At 49.0% G+C, this 17009-nt stretch carries 18 protein-coding genes; 5 read left to right on the forward strand and 13 right to left on the reverse strand.

Translation table 11 applies throughout. From position 1 onward, the window contains the following. Positions 1 to 4: 4 nt before the first annotated feature. Positions 5 to 1315 (reverse strand): TldD/PmbA family protein, encoded by a 1311-nt coding sequence (locus H6F93_RS12875; protein WP_190681258.1) that lies wholly within the window; start codon positions 1313 to 1315, stop codon positions 5 to 7. A gap of 46 nt (positions 1316 to 1361) precedes the next feature. Next, positions 1362 to 2222 carry a Tab2/Atab2 family RNA-binding protein gene (locus H6F93_RS12880; RefSeq protein ID WP_190681260.1) on the reverse strand — a complete coding sequence of 287 codons (861 nt, stop codon included), beginning with the start codon at positions 2220 to 2222 and terminating at the stop codon, positions 1362 to 1364. A gap of 475 nt (positions 2223 to 2697) precedes the next feature. Between H6F93_RS12880 and H6F93_RS12885 the strand changes: the two genes are divergently transcribed. Further along, entirely contained in the window at positions 2698 to 2925 is a 228-nt protein-coding gene (locus H6F93_RS12885) for a hypothetical protein (RefSeq protein ID WP_190681262.1), read from the forward strand. A 164-nt stretch (positions 2926 to 3089) separates the two neighbouring features. Here H6F93_RS12885 and H6F93_RS12890 read toward each other — a convergent pair whose 3' ends face one another. The 3 genes from H6F93_RS12890 to H6F93_RS12900 form a co-directional block, all read right to left on the reverse strand. Beyond that, positions 3090 to 3512, reverse strand: coding sequence for a hypothetical protein (locus H6F93_RS12890; protein WP_242043430.1), 423 nt, complete (start codon positions 3510 to 3512; stop codon positions 3090 to 3092). Between the two features lie 168 nt (positions 3513 to 3680). Further along, positions 3681 to 6026, reverse strand: coding sequence for a CHASE domain-containing protein (locus tag H6F93_RS12895; protein WP_190681266.1), 2346 nt, complete (start codon positions 6024 to 6026; stop codon positions 3681 to 3683). A gap of 103 nt (positions 6027 to 6129) precedes the next feature. After that, positions 6130 to 6417 carry a helix-turn-helix domain-containing protein gene (locus tag H6F93_RS12900; RefSeq protein WP_242043431.1) on the reverse strand — a complete coding sequence of 96 codons (288 nt, stop codon included), beginning with the start codon at positions 6415 to 6417 and terminating at the stop codon, positions 6130 to 6132. 61 nt (positions 6418 to 6478) lie between these two features. Between H6F93_RS12900 and H6F93_RS12905 the strand changes: the two genes are divergently transcribed. The 3 genes from H6F93_RS12905 to msrP all read left to right on the forward strand — a co-directional run bounded on the left by H6F93_RS12905 (position 6479) and on the right by msrP (position 8448). After that, positions 6479 to 6757 carry a hypothetical protein gene (locus H6F93_RS12905; protein WP_206755729.1) on the forward strand — a complete coding sequence of 93 codons (279 nt, stop codon included), beginning with the start codon at positions 6479 to 6481 and terminating at the stop codon, positions 6755 to 6757. A gap of 3 nt (positions 6758 to 6760) precedes the next feature. Further along, positions 6761 to 7378 carry a hypothetical protein gene (locus H6F93_RS12910; protein WP_190681270.1) on the forward strand — a complete coding sequence of 206 codons (618 nt, stop codon included), beginning with the start codon at positions 6761 to 6763 and terminating at the stop codon, positions 7376 to 7378. 86 nt (positions 7379 to 7464) lie between these two features. Beyond that, complete coding sequence (msrP, locus tag H6F93_RS12915; protein WP_190681272.1) at positions 7465 to 8448, forward strand: protein-methionine-sulfoxide reductase catalytic subunit MsrP; 984 nt, start codon at positions 7465 to 7467, stop codon at positions 8446 to 8448. Between the two features lie 9 nt (positions 8449 to 8457). Here the strand turns inward: msrP and panB are convergent, their stop codons facing one another. Continuing rightward, positions 8458 to 9240: a 3-methyl-2-oxobutanoate hydroxymethyltransferase gene (panB, locus tag H6F93_RS12920; protein WP_190644285.1), complete on the reverse strand. Its 783-nt coding sequence runs from the start codon at positions 9238 to 9240 to the stop codon at positions 8458 to 8460. A gap of 361 nt (positions 9241 to 9601) precedes the next feature. Here panB and H6F93_RS12925 point away from each other — a divergent pair, with 361 nt between their 5' ends. Further along, positions 9602 to 10840 carry a hypothetical protein gene (locus H6F93_RS12925; RefSeq protein WP_190681275.1) on the forward strand — a complete coding sequence of 413 codons (1239 nt, stop codon included), beginning with the start codon at positions 9602 to 9604 and terminating at the stop codon, positions 10838 to 10840. Here the strand turns inward: H6F93_RS12925 and H6F93_RS12930 are convergent. The 7 genes from H6F93_RS12930 to H6F93_RS12960 form a co-directional block, all read right to left on the reverse strand. After that, entirely contained in the window at positions 10803 to 12587 is a 1785-nt protein-coding gene (locus H6F93_RS12930; protein ID WP_190681278.1) for an NAD+ synthase, read from the reverse strand. The two genes, H6F93_RS12925 and H6F93_RS12930, sit on opposite strands and share 38 nt — an antisense overlap. Positions 12588 to 12626: 39 nt before the next feature. Further along, positions 12627 to 13421 (reverse strand): NYN domain-containing protein, encoded by a 795-nt coding sequence (locus H6F93_RS12935; protein WP_190644282.1) that lies wholly within the window; start codon positions 13419 to 13421, stop codon positions 12627 to 12629. Positions 13422 to 13495: 74 nt separating this feature from the next. After that, a complete protein-coding gene (locus H6F93_RS12940) occupies positions 13496 to 13762 on the reverse strand; it encodes a HepT-like ribonuclease domain-containing protein (RefSeq protein WP_199313683.1) in 267 nt (88 codons plus the stop codon). Beyond that, positions 13759 to 14040, reverse strand: a complete 282-nt coding sequence (locus H6F93_RS12945; protein ID WP_190681280.1) for a nucleotidyltransferase family protein — start codon at positions 14038 to 14040, stop codon at positions 13759 to 13761. Before H6F93_RS12945 ends, H6F93_RS12940 begins: the two co-directional genes overlap by 4 nt. Before the next feature lie 28 nt (positions 14041 to 14068). Further along, a complete protein-coding gene (locus tag H6F93_RS12950; protein ID WP_190681282.1) occupies positions 14069 to 14815 on the reverse strand; it encodes an NUDIX hydrolase in 747 nt (248 codons plus the stop codon). After that, positions 14761 to 15375, reverse strand: a complete 615-nt coding sequence (locus tag H6F93_RS12955; protein WP_190681284.1) for a nicotinate-nucleotide adenylyltransferase — start codon at positions 15373 to 15375, stop codon at positions 14761 to 14763. Before H6F93_RS12955 ends, H6F93_RS12950 begins: the two co-directional genes overlap by 55 nt. Before the next feature lie 14 nt (positions 15376 to 15389). Beyond that, positions 15390 to 16886: a nicotinate phosphoribosyltransferase gene (locus H6F93_RS12960; RefSeq protein ID WP_524537941.1), complete on the reverse strand. Its 1497-nt coding sequence runs from the start codon at positions 16884 to 16886 to the stop codon at positions 15390 to 15392. Positions 16887 to 17009: the final 123 nt, after the last annotated feature.

Genomic DNA, 17009 nt, shown 5'->3' on the forward strand with positions numbered 1-17009 from the left:
ACCATCAACTGCGTCCTGTAGTTGACAATCCCTCAACAATAATTGAAGGTGTGTAGCAGGAACCGTTCCAATCAGCATCGCCTCCAAGTTCGACCAGGTTTTTGAGGGCAGTGTAGACGTTGCCTGCAACCATGGTGTCTTTAACACGACCGATGATCTGCCCGTTTTCTACCCGATAGCCCAGATCAACATTCACCGAAAACTCACCAGAGATGCCTGCACCGCCACCCAGCATTTGATCAACGATGATGCCGTAATCGAGGGAGGCGATCAGGTCTGAGAGAGATTTGAAGCCAGGTTGAATTAGCAAGTTAAACAATCCGGGGGTCGGGTAGCTGCCCAATCCGGGGCGAAAGCCGTTGCCTGTGGTGCCGCTGCCGAGCGATCGCCCCAGCGTACGATCGGTATAAAAAAGCTGTAAAACACCATCTTTGATAAAGGTGATCGGTTGGGTGGGAGTGCCTTCATCATCAAAGGGGCAGCTAAACGGGCCTGCTTCGGGCTGTTGAGAGACGGTCAGGTCGGGGGAGGTGACGGGTTCTCCCAGACGATCGCTCCAGGGGGAAGCCTTTTCGAGTACCTGTTTGCTATTCATCGCCGCTTGAATGGTGCCCCACAGCATGTCTGCTGCCTTGGAGGTAAACAGCACTGGAACGCGCCCATTGGGAGAAGCCGCGTTGTTTTTTGCCCAGTCCAGCCGCTGCAACACCTGATTGGCCACAGCCACCGGATCGAGCCTGCCGCGTTGGGTTTGCCCGTCTGCGACACTCAGGAAATCTTCACCCCGCACCCACTCCGCCGATAGATAACAACTCAGCGTGGTGTCGGTGTAGCTACAGTCCAGTCCTTGAGAATTGACCAGGCGCGTTACTTCTGCCTCACATTCCCACTCGGCTGTGCAGAGACATTCGGGGTAAGCCTGACGCACCAGAGCGATCGCCTCTCTGCCCCAATCTACCAGGGTTTCGACGGCTACTGCTTCTCCCAAATCTGGGTAGGTAATGTGAGAGGCGGTATTGAGTTCAATGGTTTCTGGATCATTCAGTTGGCTGAGGGCAATCGCTCGTTCAACCAATGCTTGCGGTTCAACAGCACCATAGGCGACAGCCAAACCAGGGCGACCATCCTGCCAAAGCCGTAGCGCAGTCCCTTCTGCCTGAGAGCTTTCTAGCTGCTTTAGCCGATTTGCCTCAAAAAAGACTGGACGAGAGAGCGATCGCGACTGAAACACTTCTGCCGCCTCTGCGCCTGCTTGCTTTGCTAAATCCAGCAGTTGCTCTGCCGGTAACATTTGTGGCGAGTTATCGGAACCCATAGTATTCCTTGGTTGACCGTTTACTATCTTGTGCGATCGCGGTACTTTACGCCAAGTTCAGTTCTTGCAGCAGCCAAAATCCGGCAAAGGTTTCTGATTCTGGGTCAGTCTGCACGGCGATGAAATGTACTTGGTTTGCCTGCTGCTTAGCAATCTCAAAGGCTTTTGCTTCGGCTTGCAGGGCGGGAGTTGGCAAGTTGATCAGAATCCAGGCGTTGTCGGCTCCGGTTTCCAGGACAAGCTGCGGTGGAGAAGTGTTGAACTTGAGGAAAGCTAGCTCTAGCCCAGACATCCAGCCTGCCAGCGGCACAGCACGGGGCGAGAAGATGATTAAACCGGGAACCCGAGCATCTGGCGCTAAGCCTGCCATCTCTAACGGAAAGGCTTCACCAAAGCCAATTTCCCACTCTGGCATCTCTTTGAAAGCGATCGCTTCCAAATTGACAAACGCCCACTGTTGCCCAATTAGCGCATCTGGCAAGGGCTGTGGCGCGTTGTCAGCCATTGCTACCGAAGGATTGGTCCCTGGCTGATAGGTGGGATAAGTGGGATAGACCTCTTGCATTCGCTGCTCAATCCACTGATTGAGCGCTAGCGTGCGCCGACTCGCAAAGGCAGTGATTCCGGCATCTTCGCAGCCTTTGGTGATCATGTTAGCCATCTGACGGCGAAAGAAGCGAATGCGGGAGGGCGGCTTAGCTGCTTGGGCGATCGCCTCTTCCAGCGATTCTCGCAACGTCACCGAATTCACTTCGCTGTTAGAACAAAATTTGGCATAACGAAATAGCGAATCAGGCTCAGTGGTGATGTCTGTGGGGCTTTCGCAAATCAGCACCTCCCAAAGTTTTTTGTCATTTTCATCCAGCACCGGACGAGAGTAAAAATCTAACTCCCAGATAACAGGCATAAGCAGGCAATTAATCTGAACCTCTGCTCTAGATCATAGGTGAGGACGGTTCTGCAAGTTTATTTTTATTTCACGCAGAAAGTGCAATCCTAACCAGTTCTGTAAATCGGGCTAGAGAATGCGATCGCGACATGGGCATCTGTTCTGCTAGGGGCATCTGTTTTGCTAGAGAGGCTACAGTCCAGGCTTTTTTGGGCGATTCGTGCATTAGTGATAGGGCAATCTCTAGCGTTCGGTTCTTTGACTGAGATTATGATGCTTCTTAATTCAGGAAGTGATGCTAAATGTTCTCCAACTAAGGGTGGATTTATTCTTCTTTTAACAAAATTTATTACTAATAGTCTTACTTCTTAGGTTTGCCTTACTTCCTTTGTCAGAGAAAAACTCACTTTAGAAAACCCAAACGAAAGAGGCAGATCTTGATATTGAGCGAGAACATAGTAGAGACGTTACTAATGAAGTATTAAGAAAACTCATGAACACTACTGAAATGGATTTAGAAAGGTCTGGAAATCCTGCCTTTGCCGTCAACGATTCTCCACCCCATCAAGCTACACAAGCGGAAAAAGAAGCACGCTTGAAAGAAGATGTTTTAGATGAGAACGAGACTCCTTCCTACGCGTTTGGACTTAGTCTCGTAGGCGTTATACTTGCGCTTCTCTTGTTTATAGCGGGTCTTTACTATGGCATTATCAATCCTTAGATGAATCAACAAAATCTAGAAAGGATGGAGTTATTAAGCTAACTTCGTCCTTTCTAAATTGTTTTATTCACAATACTCAGGCTCATCCAACTGAAAAAGCGGTTGAAGTTCTAGCCTAAACTAGTTCTCAACCGCTTTCTTATAGCGACGCTATCGACTATTGCTTACTTGCTGAAAACATCTTTGATGTTGTCAACAGCGCGTTCAACAGCATTCACATTGTTATCGATCGCTCTCTGAGTCCGAGATGCATCTTCATTCGCTCTTTTCTCGATGCGGGCTGCATCTCTTTGAGCTTTGCGTCCGATAGAGCTGCCATTGTCAGTTGCATCATCAACTCGGTTAGCGTTGCTATTAGCAGCATCCTTAACCTTCTCTGCCGCATCCTGAACAAAGCCTTTGTTGTCTTGCTGAATCTCGCTACCTGTCTCTGTTCTTGCAGCGATTACAAGCGTACCCGGAGCAGCCATTGCGGCGGTGTTTGAGAAGAATGCACCCTGCCAAACAAAGGCGATCGCTGAAACACAAAACAGGGCGGTCACAGCCCAACGTCCCATAGCAGCAAGCAAATTAGTCATTGATTTCATAGAAATAGAAACAGTGTTTACAAGGTTGGTCATTTCTATTTCTAGTGCATTCAATTTGTCGTTTGAATGACCTTTTGGCAGAGTTCACATGGTCTAAAGGCATAAATTGAGATCTTCTAGTGAAGGGTAGTACGACTCAGCCGCACTACCCTTCACTAGACTCTGTTCCTATTGCGGCAAGGTCACGGTAAAAGTAGTGCCAGTGGCGATCGCACTCGTCACTGAAACTAGTCCCCCGTGCAAATCTACGCAGGTTTTCACAACGGCTAATCCCAGACCGGTGCCTGCAATGTCACCCACATTTTTGCTGCGGTAAAAGGTTTCATAAATTCGCTGCTGATCTTCGGGGGGGATGCCAATGCCGTAATCTTTGACCTGAAACACAACTGAACCCGGATTGTAAATCAAGCTGAGCAACACGGTTGAATCAGGCGGAGAATACTTCGCAGCGTTCGAGAGCAGGTTCGTCAGAATGGAGTGCAACAGTTTGCTGTCGAGTTTTACCGGAGTCGGGTAACCGTATTGGGTGAATTCGATCTGAGTTCTGCCTGTGCTGAGCTGCATTTCTTCGACAATCTGCTGGCAGAAAGGTTCTAGATTGAGGAGTTCTGGACGAAATTCTAGCTTCCCGGCTTCGGCCCGGTTGAGCGTCAGGATGTCGTTCAAAAGCTGTGCCAGGGTTTTGGCGGCAGACTGAATGCGCGACAGGTTCTTTCGCTTTTTCTCCTCTGCCCAATCTTCAGAACTACCGGACAACAGTTGAGTCGAGAGCAGGATCGTACTTAGGGGAGTGCGAAATTCGTGGGAAACCATCGAAAACAAACGTTGCTTCAGATCGCTAATTTCCTTGGTTTGCGCCAGTTCTGCCGATCGCTCTTGCACTTCCATTTCTAGCTGACTGTTTGCCTCAAATAAGGCAACCTCAACTTGCTGGCGTTCATTGATTTGGCGATGCAGCAGGTAATACACCCAAACCAACAGTGCCGCACTCAGAAGAATGCCACCAATGTTGATTAGAAAAATGCTGCGAACGCTTTCGGCTGCCTGCGTTTCCCATTGCTGAAGGCGCGATCGCTCCACTTGCTCCATTTCACGAATCACCTGCTGAATCTGCTGCTGAAGCTGGCGATCGCCACCATTGTTCTGAGGCTGTGGCACGGTTTGCTGAAGTGAGGTAAGGCGTTGAGAAAGTAGCGGCTCCAGCAGATCCAGGCGGCTTTGCTGAGCAGCATCCGGGGCAATGGCTTGGCGCAAAGATGCCACTTCGAAAGCAATTGTCCCCATGCTTTCAGCATCAATTTGCTCGATCGCGGGTGCCGTTTCTGAATTAGGAAGTTCTACATTCTCTAACTGAGTTTTGGCATCCGTGGCGATCGCTAAGATCTTCGCCAAACTTGCTAACGTGCTATACGTGCGTTCCATGCCGTTTGTGCTTGAGGTCAGGCGAGTCATACTGCGGTGAGCAACCAGGTTGACGCTGCCCAGCACTAGAAACACCAGCCCGACTCCAACCGCAATCAATCGCTTTTCTAGAAACCATCTCGCCTGCGTTTGTTGCAGATTGAGCAAAACCTGCTTCAGTTTTTCAGCCTCAGCCGTCGCTGCATCTGCCAGACTGCGGCTTTGCTTGTATAGCTCTTCTCGATCGACATAGGCAGACGTGGGCAATAGCAAGAGCGACCAGTGACGATCGGCAATGGTAAAACTGCGGCTACAGATCGAGTTGTCTTGAGCAGACAGCTTTTCTTGCCAAAAGGAGTGGTGTTCCTGAAAGCCCCTTTCCTCGGCTGGGCTAGCAAGCACCCGTCGAGACTGAGCTTCATAAGTAGCCAAAAATGCTTTGTCGGGCTGGTCGGACTGATCACACAGAAAGAAGTTGATGTTGTCTAGATTCAACCCGGACAACGAAGCCCGAACCACGTCTGCTACCCGAAAGACGCCCAAAACGAATCCTTGGAGGCGATCGCGCCTTTCTGCAATGGTTTCTCCGGGCGCACCCCGGTAAATCGGCAAAATTACCAAAAAGCCAAACTGCCGCTGAGTTTCCTGCACCAGTTCGACCCTACCACTGATGGCGATCGCCCCCGTATCCCGGGCCCGTTCTAGCGCCGTCCGCCGAATTGCATCCGAAAACAGGTCAAATCCCAGTGCTAGCTCATTGCCAGTGAGTGGCTCTACATAAGCAACCGGAAAATATTCTGGACGCATTGCCGCTCTAGTCAGTTGCCCGTCTGTGCGCTCTGTTACCTGAAAGTTTGTATAGCCCTCAGCTCGGAGAGTTTTCTCGAATAGGGGGCGATCGCACTCCTGCAACCGGGGCAACCACTCCAACGCCTGAATGCTGGAATGCCTCAGCAGCACAGGCTGCACAAATCGCCCAAAGTCTTGCCGCCCCACCCACTCCGCCGAACCATAAAGCTGCCCAATCGAACGCAACACCTCAAAACAGGCATCAATACTGCGCTGTAAATTGGCAGCTAAGACATCGGCTCGTTCTTGAAGTTCTGTTTTCACAGGCAGGGGAGAGGGGAAAGAAGGGCTTGCTCGTTACCAAGCTCTAGCCCGGTAATGCTAATTCGGAATCTCCAGCTTCCTCTGCTTAACCGGGAGACTTTGCTCAACCGGGAGAAAAGTCATCTGGTATTTCATCAACAGATTGAATTTCTAAAATCTGCATCAAGGTTTTCCATTGGCGAGGGGTCAGCTTTGGCTCAGTCTCTCCTGACACCCAGCGTTGATAAGTCCGTAGCGGAATGCCACACTGAACCGCGAATTCAGCCTGTGACAAGTTTGTGCGCTGAATCCTCAACTTCTCAATGGGTGAATCGCTTTCCTGAGGTCGCCTGTCTTTCTTCATCAACGAATTTGGCGCGCCATGTTGACGTACAACCATTTGGCGCGTCATAATGGCGTATGAAATTTAAGAGTAGTGAATTGCCCAAATAGAAAAGGGCAGCACTGCTTTAGTGTCTCATTTCTACCACTACAACACCATGACTTATCACGACCAGCTTCATCCTTGGGTGGTCTATCGTCTGCTGCCCAACTGTGAGACTGTGGCGATCGCCCGTTTTCGTCGTCGCAATGATGCTGAAATGTACCTTGCTACCCTTCAGCGACAGATGCCTGATGTGCGGTTAGCGATCGCCTTTGAACCACCTGAAGCCCTGCCGACTGATTGCGAAGTGCCCGATACTATAAATCAGGGGAAGCTTCAAAGGCCATATGGCAGGGCCAGAGGATAGTTTATGTCATTTAGTGACTACAAAAGTCTTGCTCAGGTGCAAGAAGAATATCAAATTAAATATCAAGAAGATAACTTCGTTTCTGAGCTACGAATGGACGTGTCAGCCCTATTTCTTAAGGAATTTGACTTTAATTTGACCTGTATGGATGCCTTTTCCTCAGAAGCGGCTCGGTGCGAATTAGTAATTTTTCCAATTCTCAGAGAAATTTACAAACGATATTGCAATAAAGCCGCTTTTTGGGTACAGAAACCGTTTGCTTATGATGCAAAACTCAACGGTACTCCTGATTATGTACTTTCCCAAAAATCTGAATTGGGCAAAACAATTCTAGGGCTTCCCCTGCTGCTTTTAGTTGAAGCAAAACGCAACGATTTTGAACAAGGCTGGGGGCAATGCTTAGCTGAACTCGTAGCGGCGGATTATCTTAATCAGCACAAAAGACCGATCTATGGCATTGTCACCGACGGTAAGCTTTGGGAATTTGGTCGATTGCAGCATCAGGTTTTCACCAAAAACACTGCCAGTTATACGATTACAAACCTGAATGAACTCTTCTTTGCGCTCAATTATTTGTTTGACCAGGCTACTCATAATCTAGAAATGGTTGCTGCAAGCTGAGATAAGAATTACCTGAGAATCAGATGTTTCACCTGGAGGAACCCTATATATTAAAAAGTGTAGAGCGGTAAGGGTTCTGGGTTTTTATGGCACTCATTCGGGTTCCCCAGTCGTGGCAACTGCCAGAGCGGGACGTGACTTCTGAAGCAGCCTTTTTTAACCGGCGGCAATTTCTCAAAACCCTAGTAGGGGCTGGGATTGGCGGTTCCATCGCGGGGTTGTGGGGTTGTCAATCTAAAAGTGTTGAGACAGAAGAGCCACTGCTAGGCACCAGTCCCTTGCAGGGTGCGCCAAATTCAGCTTTTTTGGATGCTGGTAGCGATCGCCCCCTCACTAATGAAATGCTAGCTGCCACCTACAACAACTTCTATGAATATGGCGGCAGCAAACATATCTGGCGAAATGCACAGGCACTTCCCACGGAAGATTGGAAAGTTGAAGTCACCGGACTGGTCAACAATCCGCGCACCTTTGACCTGGACGATTTGCAAAGAACTTTTCCTTTAGAAGAACGGGTTTACCGTTTCCGCTGCGTCGAAGCCTGGGCGATGGTCGTTCCCTGGATCGGGTTTCCGATGAATGCGCTGATTGCAGCCGTTGACCCAACTCCCCAGGCAAAATTCGTGCGGTTTACCTCCTTCTACGATTCTCAGGTCACCAAAGGACCAGGATTGCACTCCAGATTCTTACCCTGGCCCTACACAGAAGGACTGCGAATTGAAGAAATGGCAAATGAGCTAGCCTTCTTTGCCGTCGGCATCTATGGACACACCCTACCCAAACAGCACGGTGCCCCAATTCGAGCCGTTTTGCCGTGGAAATATGGCTTCAAGGGAGCCAAATCGATTGTCAGCATTGAGTTTACCGACACTCAACCTGCAACTTACTGGAACACAATCAGCTCCAGCGAATACAAATTTGACGCTAACGTAGAGCCACAAGTCCCCCATCCTCGTTGGTCACAGGCAAAAGAGCGGCTGATCGGTTCCGGCTCTGAATTTAGCTGGGAAGAGCGCCCAACTTTGCTTTATAACGGCTATGAGGAGTACGTTGCAGAGCTTTATGCTTAGCGGCGAGGACTACTCTACCGGAAACTTATGTTCTCTCACTTCGGTGCTGTAGGTTTGAACCGCCTGAGTAATCGTCTCTTGTAGGTTGGCATAGGTTTTAGCAAAGGGTGGTTGCCAGTCGGACAAGCCAAGCAGGTCGTGTGTCACAAGCACCTGTCCGTCGCAATATGGGCCTGCACCAATGCCAATTGTGGGGATGGTTAGCTTTTGGGAAATTTGCTGCGCCAAGTCCGAGGGAATGTGTTCCAGGATGATAGCGAAGGCTCCAGCTTGTTCGAGGGCGATCGCCTCTTGCAAAATTTGCTCTTTTGCTTCTGGTGAATTGCCCTGTTTTCTAAAACCGCCAAACTTGTGAACCGACTGCGGCGTTAAACCAATGTGACCCAGCACCGGAATACCAACCTGCACCAGATGAGCCACCGTCTCAACCATGAGAGGATAGCCTCCCTCTAACTTAATTGCCTGTGCCCCCGTTTCTTTCATGGCACGACCTGCTGAATGTAGCGCCTGGGTCGAGCTTTCTTGATAACTTAGAAACGGTAAATCAAATACAAGTAGGGCTTGTTTTACACCACGTCGCACTGCCTTTGCATGGTGCAACATTTCGTCTAAGGTGACGGGGATAGTTGTTTCATAGCCCAACACGACCATGCCCAGAGTATCCCCCACTAAAATCAGGTCTACTCCAGCCTGGTCAATCAATTTTGCAGAAGGATAGTCCCAGGCAGTGAGCGCAACAATCGGCTTTCCTTGTTGTTTGAGGCGGATGAGATGCTGAGTAGTAACTGCCATTTGAGGGGATTCCAAGAAAAATACTCCACACTCAAACTGTATAGCAGCACTCATCCATTTGTAGCGATCCGGTCGAACCGTTAGTTTAACCCGCTCCGTATTTTCTCGGTTATCCAGAGGCAAGGGGTGCTGGATTAGCCCTGGAACTTCATCAAAACTTTATAAACTTCACCAAAACACGAAAAACTTCGACCAACCCTCACCGTAGGATCAGGGATAAAGCCTTGGCTGAAGGAAAAAAATTATTCCTTCCCAATGGATAATAATTCACCTGATACTGCGAGTTCAGTCTAGCAGGATACGTATTTCCACATAATTTAACTCCAAAGACCGATTTGCCTCACATAAATTGGATTTCGTTATGAGAATTGAAAATCTTAAATCAAAAAACACTGCTAGATTAAAGCGGGTTTCGGCGACAGTTGTTTGGGAAGATTGCGATCGCCCCACTCAAGAAATCTATTTTGAAACTACTTCAGATTTTGCTCAAGATTTATCCTGTAACCCTCATGCGTTTCTAGTTGCCAGCATTGTGCCCGCTCTGCATCATGGCGAAAAGCGGGTTTCGATAGATGCAGAAATTTGTCCAGAATTGCGTGATGGATTAATGACTGCAATGGGCTGGATTCGCCACTGGTATGAGCTGAACCGCGAACCCGTCGAAATTCAGGCCAAAACTCGAACAACACCTGCTCAAAGTACTACACCCCAGAGAGCAGGCTGGTTTTTCTCAGGTGGAATTGATTCCCTTGCGACGTTGCGCCACAACCGTCTGACTGTGCCACGAGAGCATCCCAATTCGTTCAAAGATGGATTGACCATCTATGGCATCAGTTCTGGTGGAGATGAGATAGAGGAAAACGAACAGTTTTTAGACGCTTTTGATCGCTTGGTGGCTTCTATGTCAAACGTAGCCCAAGATGCTGGAGTAAATTTGATTCCGGTTTACACCAACGTCAGACAGCTTAATACTGACACCTACTTCTGGAGCAATGAGTTTCAGGGTGCCGCTCTTGCTTCGGTTGCCCATGCGTTTGGCCCGCGGTTCGGTCGAATGTCCATTGCTTCAACAGGCAACATTCCATCCTTGTTTCCTCATGGCTCCCACCCGTTGCTTGACCCCAATTACAGTAGTTACGACTTAAAAATTCAGCATGATGGTGTCACTCTATCCAGGCTAGATAAAACGAAACTTGTTGCTGACTGGGATGTAGCGCTGCAAAACCTGAAGGTCTGTACCAAAGTGCGACAAATGCAGCCTGGTATGCTGAACTGCGGCAAATGTGACAAATGCATCCGAACCACACTAGCGCTGCTGGCACTTGGAAAACTAGAGCAAGCTAGCACTTTTCCTAAAGTTGAATTTTCTGAAGAGATGCTGGTGAAACGGGTGTTTATCAAGACTCCCTACCGTATGTCTTGCTATGAGGATTTGATTCCACATCTACAAGCTAGAGGGCGACATGATTTGGTACGGGCGATAGAGCGCATCGGACTTCGTTATCGCGGAGGTGACTGGCGCGGAAGGGTCAAAAAAGTAGTGCGAAGGTACTTTGGTGGCGTTAGTAGCTCTGAGCGGCTGTCTGCTTCCCGGAACTAGCGGGTAGATTAGCAGCTGGCTGAATGGTGCCCGCCCACCGATTTGCGATCGGCATTCGCCACCCCGTTCCAAAAGCGCGATCAGTAATTTTTAACCCCGGAGGAGCCTGCTTGCGCTTGAATTCGGCGCGAGTTACCAGTCTGCTCACTTTCTCAACTAGGGCTGGGTCATGTCCTGCTGCGGCAATTTCATTTGGCGATTGGTGCTGGTGGATTAGGCGATCGAGGATGTCATCCAGAATTTCGTATGACGGAAGGGAATCTTGATCGACCTGTCCGGGTTTAAGTTCGGCGCTGGGGGGCTTGACGAGAACATTAAGCGGAATCGGGGCTTGGGGGTTAGGGATGGGGAATTGGGAACTTTGACTACTCCTTCCGTTTTCATCCTTCATTCTTTCATTGAGCCATTGGCAGATAGAGTAGACGCGGGTTTTGGGGACATCGGCGATCGCCGCCAACCCACCGTTCATATCTCCATACAGCGTGCAGTAGCCAACAGCCATCTCGGATTTGTTGCCTGTAGAAAGCAGCAGATGCCCAAATTTGTTAGAAATCGCCATTAGCAGGTTGCCGCGAATGCGAGACTGAATGTTTTCCTCGGCAATGCCAAATTTGGTGCCTGCAAACAGGTCGGCAAAAGTCTCATCGTAGGTGTGCATCAGTTTGTCGATGGGCAGCGTGTGCGTCTGGATGCCTAAGTTTCGAGCTAACTCCAGTGCATCGGTGACGGAGTGGTCAGAACTGTAAGGGGAGGGCATGAGAATTCCCAGGACGTTCGCGGAACCTAATGCAGCAGTGGCGATCGCTGCCACCAGCGAAGAATCAATCCCACCGCTCAAACCGATTACGACTTTAGAAAAACCGCATTTCCGCACGTAGTCCCGCACGCCCAGCACCAGTGCTGACCAGATTTCGGCATCGTCATTTTCAGGTTGGGGAGCAATTGCACCAATTTGCAAATCGGACTGAGCTGAATCAAATTCCAGAACAACCAAATCTTCCGCAAACGCTTTTGCCCGACCCACCATTTCACCCTGGCGGTTAAAGGCAACGCTGCTGCCGTCAAAAATCAGGTCGTCATTGCCGCCGACCTGATTAGCGTAGATGAGCGGCTGCTGATAGCGTTTGGAACCGTGCTGCAACATCAATTCTCGCAAGCGCTGTTTACCTGCGCTGTAGGGTGAGGCAGACAGATTCACAATGAAGTCAACCCCTTGATTAGCCAGATCAGCAACCGGATTTGCCGTATAGTTGCGCTTGCCCCAAAACTCCTCGTCGTTCCACAAATCCTCGCAGATCGTCACGCCAATGCGAAGTCCATCTAGAGTAAAGGAATTGCTCTGTAACCCCGGCTCAAAGTAGCGATCTTCGTCAAATACGTCGTAGGTGGGCAGCAGTCGCTTATGAAAGATTTGCTGCACCTTGCCCCCCTCTAGCAGCGCGGTACTGTTAAACAGCGCTTTGCCACCATCTTGAGGCGATCGCCCATTCGACTCCACCATCCCAACTAACACGGCTAACTGTGGCGGCAAATCTCGTGCAAGTTGTTGCAGTGTGGACGCGATCGCATCCACAAAGCTAGGCTGCATCAGCAAATCTCGTGGCGGGTAGCCGCACAGCGATAGCTCTGTTGTCAGCAACAGCCGAACTCCCTGAGCCGCTGCCTCCTGTGCAGCGTTGAGAATTTGCTGAGCATTGCCAGCCAAGTCACCAATAGTCGGATTCAGTTGGGCGATCGCAATTTTCATGAAAATTTGGGGTTGCAGTTACAGAACAAGGTTTAGTTTTTAATTCTTTAATCGAATCTGAATTGCTCTAGAAATTGTTCTAATCTCAAATAAATCAATAGCTTGAACCAGGCTACTGAGTTTTTTATAGCTATAGTTTCGAGGGTCAAAAGAAGGCGATAGTTTTGTTAATTGAGTGCCAAATGGACCTAAATGAATCCATTCATCTTCGTCGGCGATCGCCTCATAGGCATCCTTGAGCAGCTTAATTAATTTTTTATTCGTCTTTAACTTCTGATCCTCTGTACTTACAGGAACGTGATCTGAAATTTTCTTGAAAGCAACAGATTTATCTTCTTCACTTAACTTACTTTCTATTGAGTGATATTCGACAGAACTCTCTGTTTGCTTGAGAATTTCTGTATAGACGAAGCGATCGCAAGCACTCACAAACGCTTCTGGGGTTTTCTTTTCACCAAACCCATAAACGACCAGCCCCGCTTCTCGAATGCGGCTAGCTAATCGGGTGAAATCGCTATCACTAGAAACAATACAAAATCCGTCAAAATTGCCGGTATAAAGTAAATCCATTGCATCAATAATCAAAGCGCTATCGGTCGAGTTTTTGCCTTGCGTGTAGGTGAATTGCTGAATCGGCTGAATTGCAAATTTGTTGAGTTTATCCTTCCATTGAGTCAGATGAGGACGAGTCCAGTCGCCATAAATTCGCTTGACATGAACCGTCCCATACTTTGCCATTTCTTTTAACAAAGGCTCAATCAAGTCAGCGCTGGCGTTATCTGCGTCGATTAACACCGCAAGTCTGTTTCCCCTAACTTGAACCTCGTCTCTCATGGGTCGTCGCCTAATTCTTGCAAAATAGCCGTAACCATCACCTTGAGTTCTAGTAAATTCTGTTCAATAATTCCCTAAAGTCTAATTAAACTTGTCTTTAAATAGTTATGAATTAAGATATCTCGCAAGCCTGCAATTTGTCTCCATTCAACAGTTGGATAAGATTGCTTAAGTTCTTGAGATATTTGCTTTGTTGCTTCCCCAATAATTAAAAAATTGCTGATGACAGCATCTTGAATGATTTGAGGCTGCATAAAAGTCTCTTGTCCATCTTGAACGTAATTTTGAATTCGTTCAATCCGTTCTACAATACTACTCAAATGAATCCGATCGTCTTTCATAAAAGTATTGCCTCTTTCAAGACCCTATCCTTAATCAACTTATGTAGATTCTCTGGCTCAGCCACATCTACTTTTCGCCCTAATAAATCCTCAAGACTTTGGATGAGAGAAATTTGATCGAGCAAAGTACGGCCCTGCTCGATTTCTACTACGTCGCTTTTGTCATTTGCCTCTCCACGGGCAACTGAGCCAAAAACTCGAACGTTGTAGGCTCCATGTTTGGCAGCGATCGCCAATATTTCCTCTCGCTTTTCTTTCAATAGCTCATCAATTCCCATAGCCCATTTCCTAACTCAAAACTCATCACTAAATAAACACTAATGGTTTGTCTTTTAGCGGAGCAAAAGCTTCAGCATCAAAGCGATATAGGCTAGCTGGTCGTCCGGCTCCTCTAGAAACCTTAACTCCGGTATCGCAGAGAAACCCCAGTTTTAGCAAGCGAGAACGAAAATTAGAATAGTCGGCAAAGTTTTCGCCTAAAACGGTGGTGTAAAGCTGGTACAAATCGCCCAATGTGAACACCTCTGGCAACACATCGAAGGCAACCGGACTATATTCCAACTTGTTCCGCAGACGACGATAGCCATATTCCAACACCTGATTGTGGTCAAAGGCAAGTTCTGGAACTTGCTCCATTGGATACCAGGCGATGCCACTCACACCATCCGCGATTAACTCAGCTTCAACAAACCGCACTAGGGCAAAATAGCTAACCGAGAGATAACGTTCTCCATAGCTGCTTTCTGCCTCACGGGGATCGCGATCAGGACCACCAAAGGTATAGAGCTGCTCTAGATAAAGGTTTTTGACGCGAATCTTTTCAGACAGTACGCGATAAGCAGCATCTTCCAGAGATTCGCCCCATCGCACCAACGTTCCTGGAAGACTCCAACGTCCTAAAAACGGCTCTTCGTGACGCATCACTAGCAACACCAACAGACGATTCTGAGCGGTATCGACCGAAAAGATCACGTTATCGACTCCTACTTTGAAGTCGGCTAGGGTCTGCTGTGGGGACGAGTCAGCAGTCTTTTTCTGGGTGCGTCCTGCCATTCGTATAGCTGCTCTCGATAAATGTAATCCTCGATTGGCGGGGTGAGGATATGGGAGTCTCCCTCTTCACGATACGCTGTTGAGGAAACCGCTGGGCCTGTCATGTCAGCGATCGCCACCCTTGCACCCAGATCCCTTAACCCCTCTAAATTAGCCTCTTCCAGTGAATAACTCGGTCGCGGTACCACCAACAAGTTGACCTGACGAAATAACTCGTCTGAGCGATACCAGCGGGGCAACTGCCCAACCAGGTCAGAGCCAACCACCAGGGTGAATTCTGCATTTGCCCCTTGCTGACGAGCCTGTTCGACTGTCACTAAAGCTCTGGGACTGCTCAATTCCTGCCGCAAATGAATGTTGTGGCGTGGTGGATCGATATCTTCAATCAACAATCGCAGCATCGCTGCCCGGTGTGCCAGCAAGGTTTGGTGTGACTTAAACGGATTGTCAGAGGCCCAAACCCACACCTCGTCAAAGTGGTGAGACAGCCAGTTGAGAATTTGCTGATGTCCCGCGGTGGGAGGATCAGCGCTAGTTCCGAAAAGTGCAATTGCAGCCATGATGGGTATTGGGCCTACGAATTTTGCTCAGTATAAGACTTACGAATTCTCTGTTGTGTACGTTGGGTCATTTCTTGCAGAGCAGGTGAAATTTCGGGAGTGACAGAGAGAGGGTGTTCAACTTGGCGAATGGGAGCGGGCAGGCTGTTGACAGAGGTAAGAGTGCGTTGAGCAATACGAAGCAGTTCCCCTTGGGGGGCGATCGCCTCCATTTCTTCAACGGGCTGCACCCTTTGACCTTGTTTCATCACCAGTTGCAGCAGCGGTTGTTCGCCATCGGCAGCAGGTTCGGTGGCTAGAGCGAGGCGATCGCCCTCAAATTCTTGTTCTGCTCCTGACTTGAAGCGACGGAAAATTTGCTTGCGTCCAGGATAGGTGAATTTGCCGCTTGATTCTTTCATTACGGGGATTCCATCGATCTCGACCAGTTTGTAAACGCCATTGGCAGGTGCGCCCGTAACTAATTTGGTGCCCAAGCCGTAACCGTCGATGTTGGCTCCTGCTTTTTTCAGACGCAAAATTTCGTATTCGTCCAGGTCACCACTAGCGAAGATGGGGACATTAGGGAGGAGCGATCGCACCCGTTGCGACAATTCCACCAGATCGCCAGAATCTAGCCGCACACCGCTTAGCTCGATTTCTCCCGCCTTGACCCGTTCCGCTAATCGGCTTGCTGCAGCAACAGAGTCATAGGTATCAATCAACAGCGGCGCACCTGGGAAATAACGGTGAAATGCGGTGAAAGCCTGATCTTCACTCCCTTGAATTGCCGTTAGCGCCATGACTAACGAGTGTGCCATTGTGCCGCTGGGTTGACGACCGAGTTTTAGGGCAGCCAACACATTAGAGGTTGAATTCAAACCTGCTGCTAAAGCTGCCCGTGCTGCCCAAAGGGAAGCCTGGGGGCTAAAGGCGCGGCGCGTGCCAAACTCCAGCAGCGTTGCTTCCGGGCCTGCCACATCTCGCAGTCGAGCCGCCCGCGTTGCAACCAAGCTCTGGTAGTTCAACACATTGAGCACGTAAGTCTCGACAATCTGCGCTTGCCAAAGCGGAGCCTCAACCCGCAGCAGTGGCTCATTGGCAAACGCAGCCGTTCCTTCAGGCACAGCCCATACGTCTCCAGTGAATTGGGCCGTTGCTAGCAGTGACCAAAACTCGGCGGGCGCGTTAGCAAAAATTCCGGTAGCTTGCAATGCGGCAATCTGAGCAGGAGTAAAGCGTAATTGCTCTAGATATTCCAATACCTGAGCTAACCCCATCGCAATTAGATAGCCAAAATTTTGAGGCAAATGCCGCACAAACATCTCAAAGCTTGCCTGTCGTTGGTCTAAGCCTTCACCAACATAGCAAGCTGCCATCGTCAACTGGTAAAGGTCGGTCAAGAGGCTATAGTCCTCCTGATTCAGGTTAAGGGTTTCGTCTTGCATAGGGTTTTGGACTAAACCAGTTTGTGTGCGTGGATGAACCTTAGCCGTAAATTGGTGGCGATCGCCATCAGCAGGTTCTCTCAATTATAGTTATTCTTACCAAAAATGCATCTGAAAGATTTGATAAAGCCGCTTTACATTACTTTATCAAATTCAACGAGAATACGTAAAAGCTAGAAATTTCAGAGGCTTTAACTGTGAAGCGTT

It is taken from the genome of Leptolyngbya sp. FACHB-671 (assembly GCF_014695745.1).
In the GTDB taxonomy this organism is placed as follows: Bacteria; Cyanobacteriota; Cyanobacteriia; order Elainellales; family Elainellaceae; genus JAAUTN01.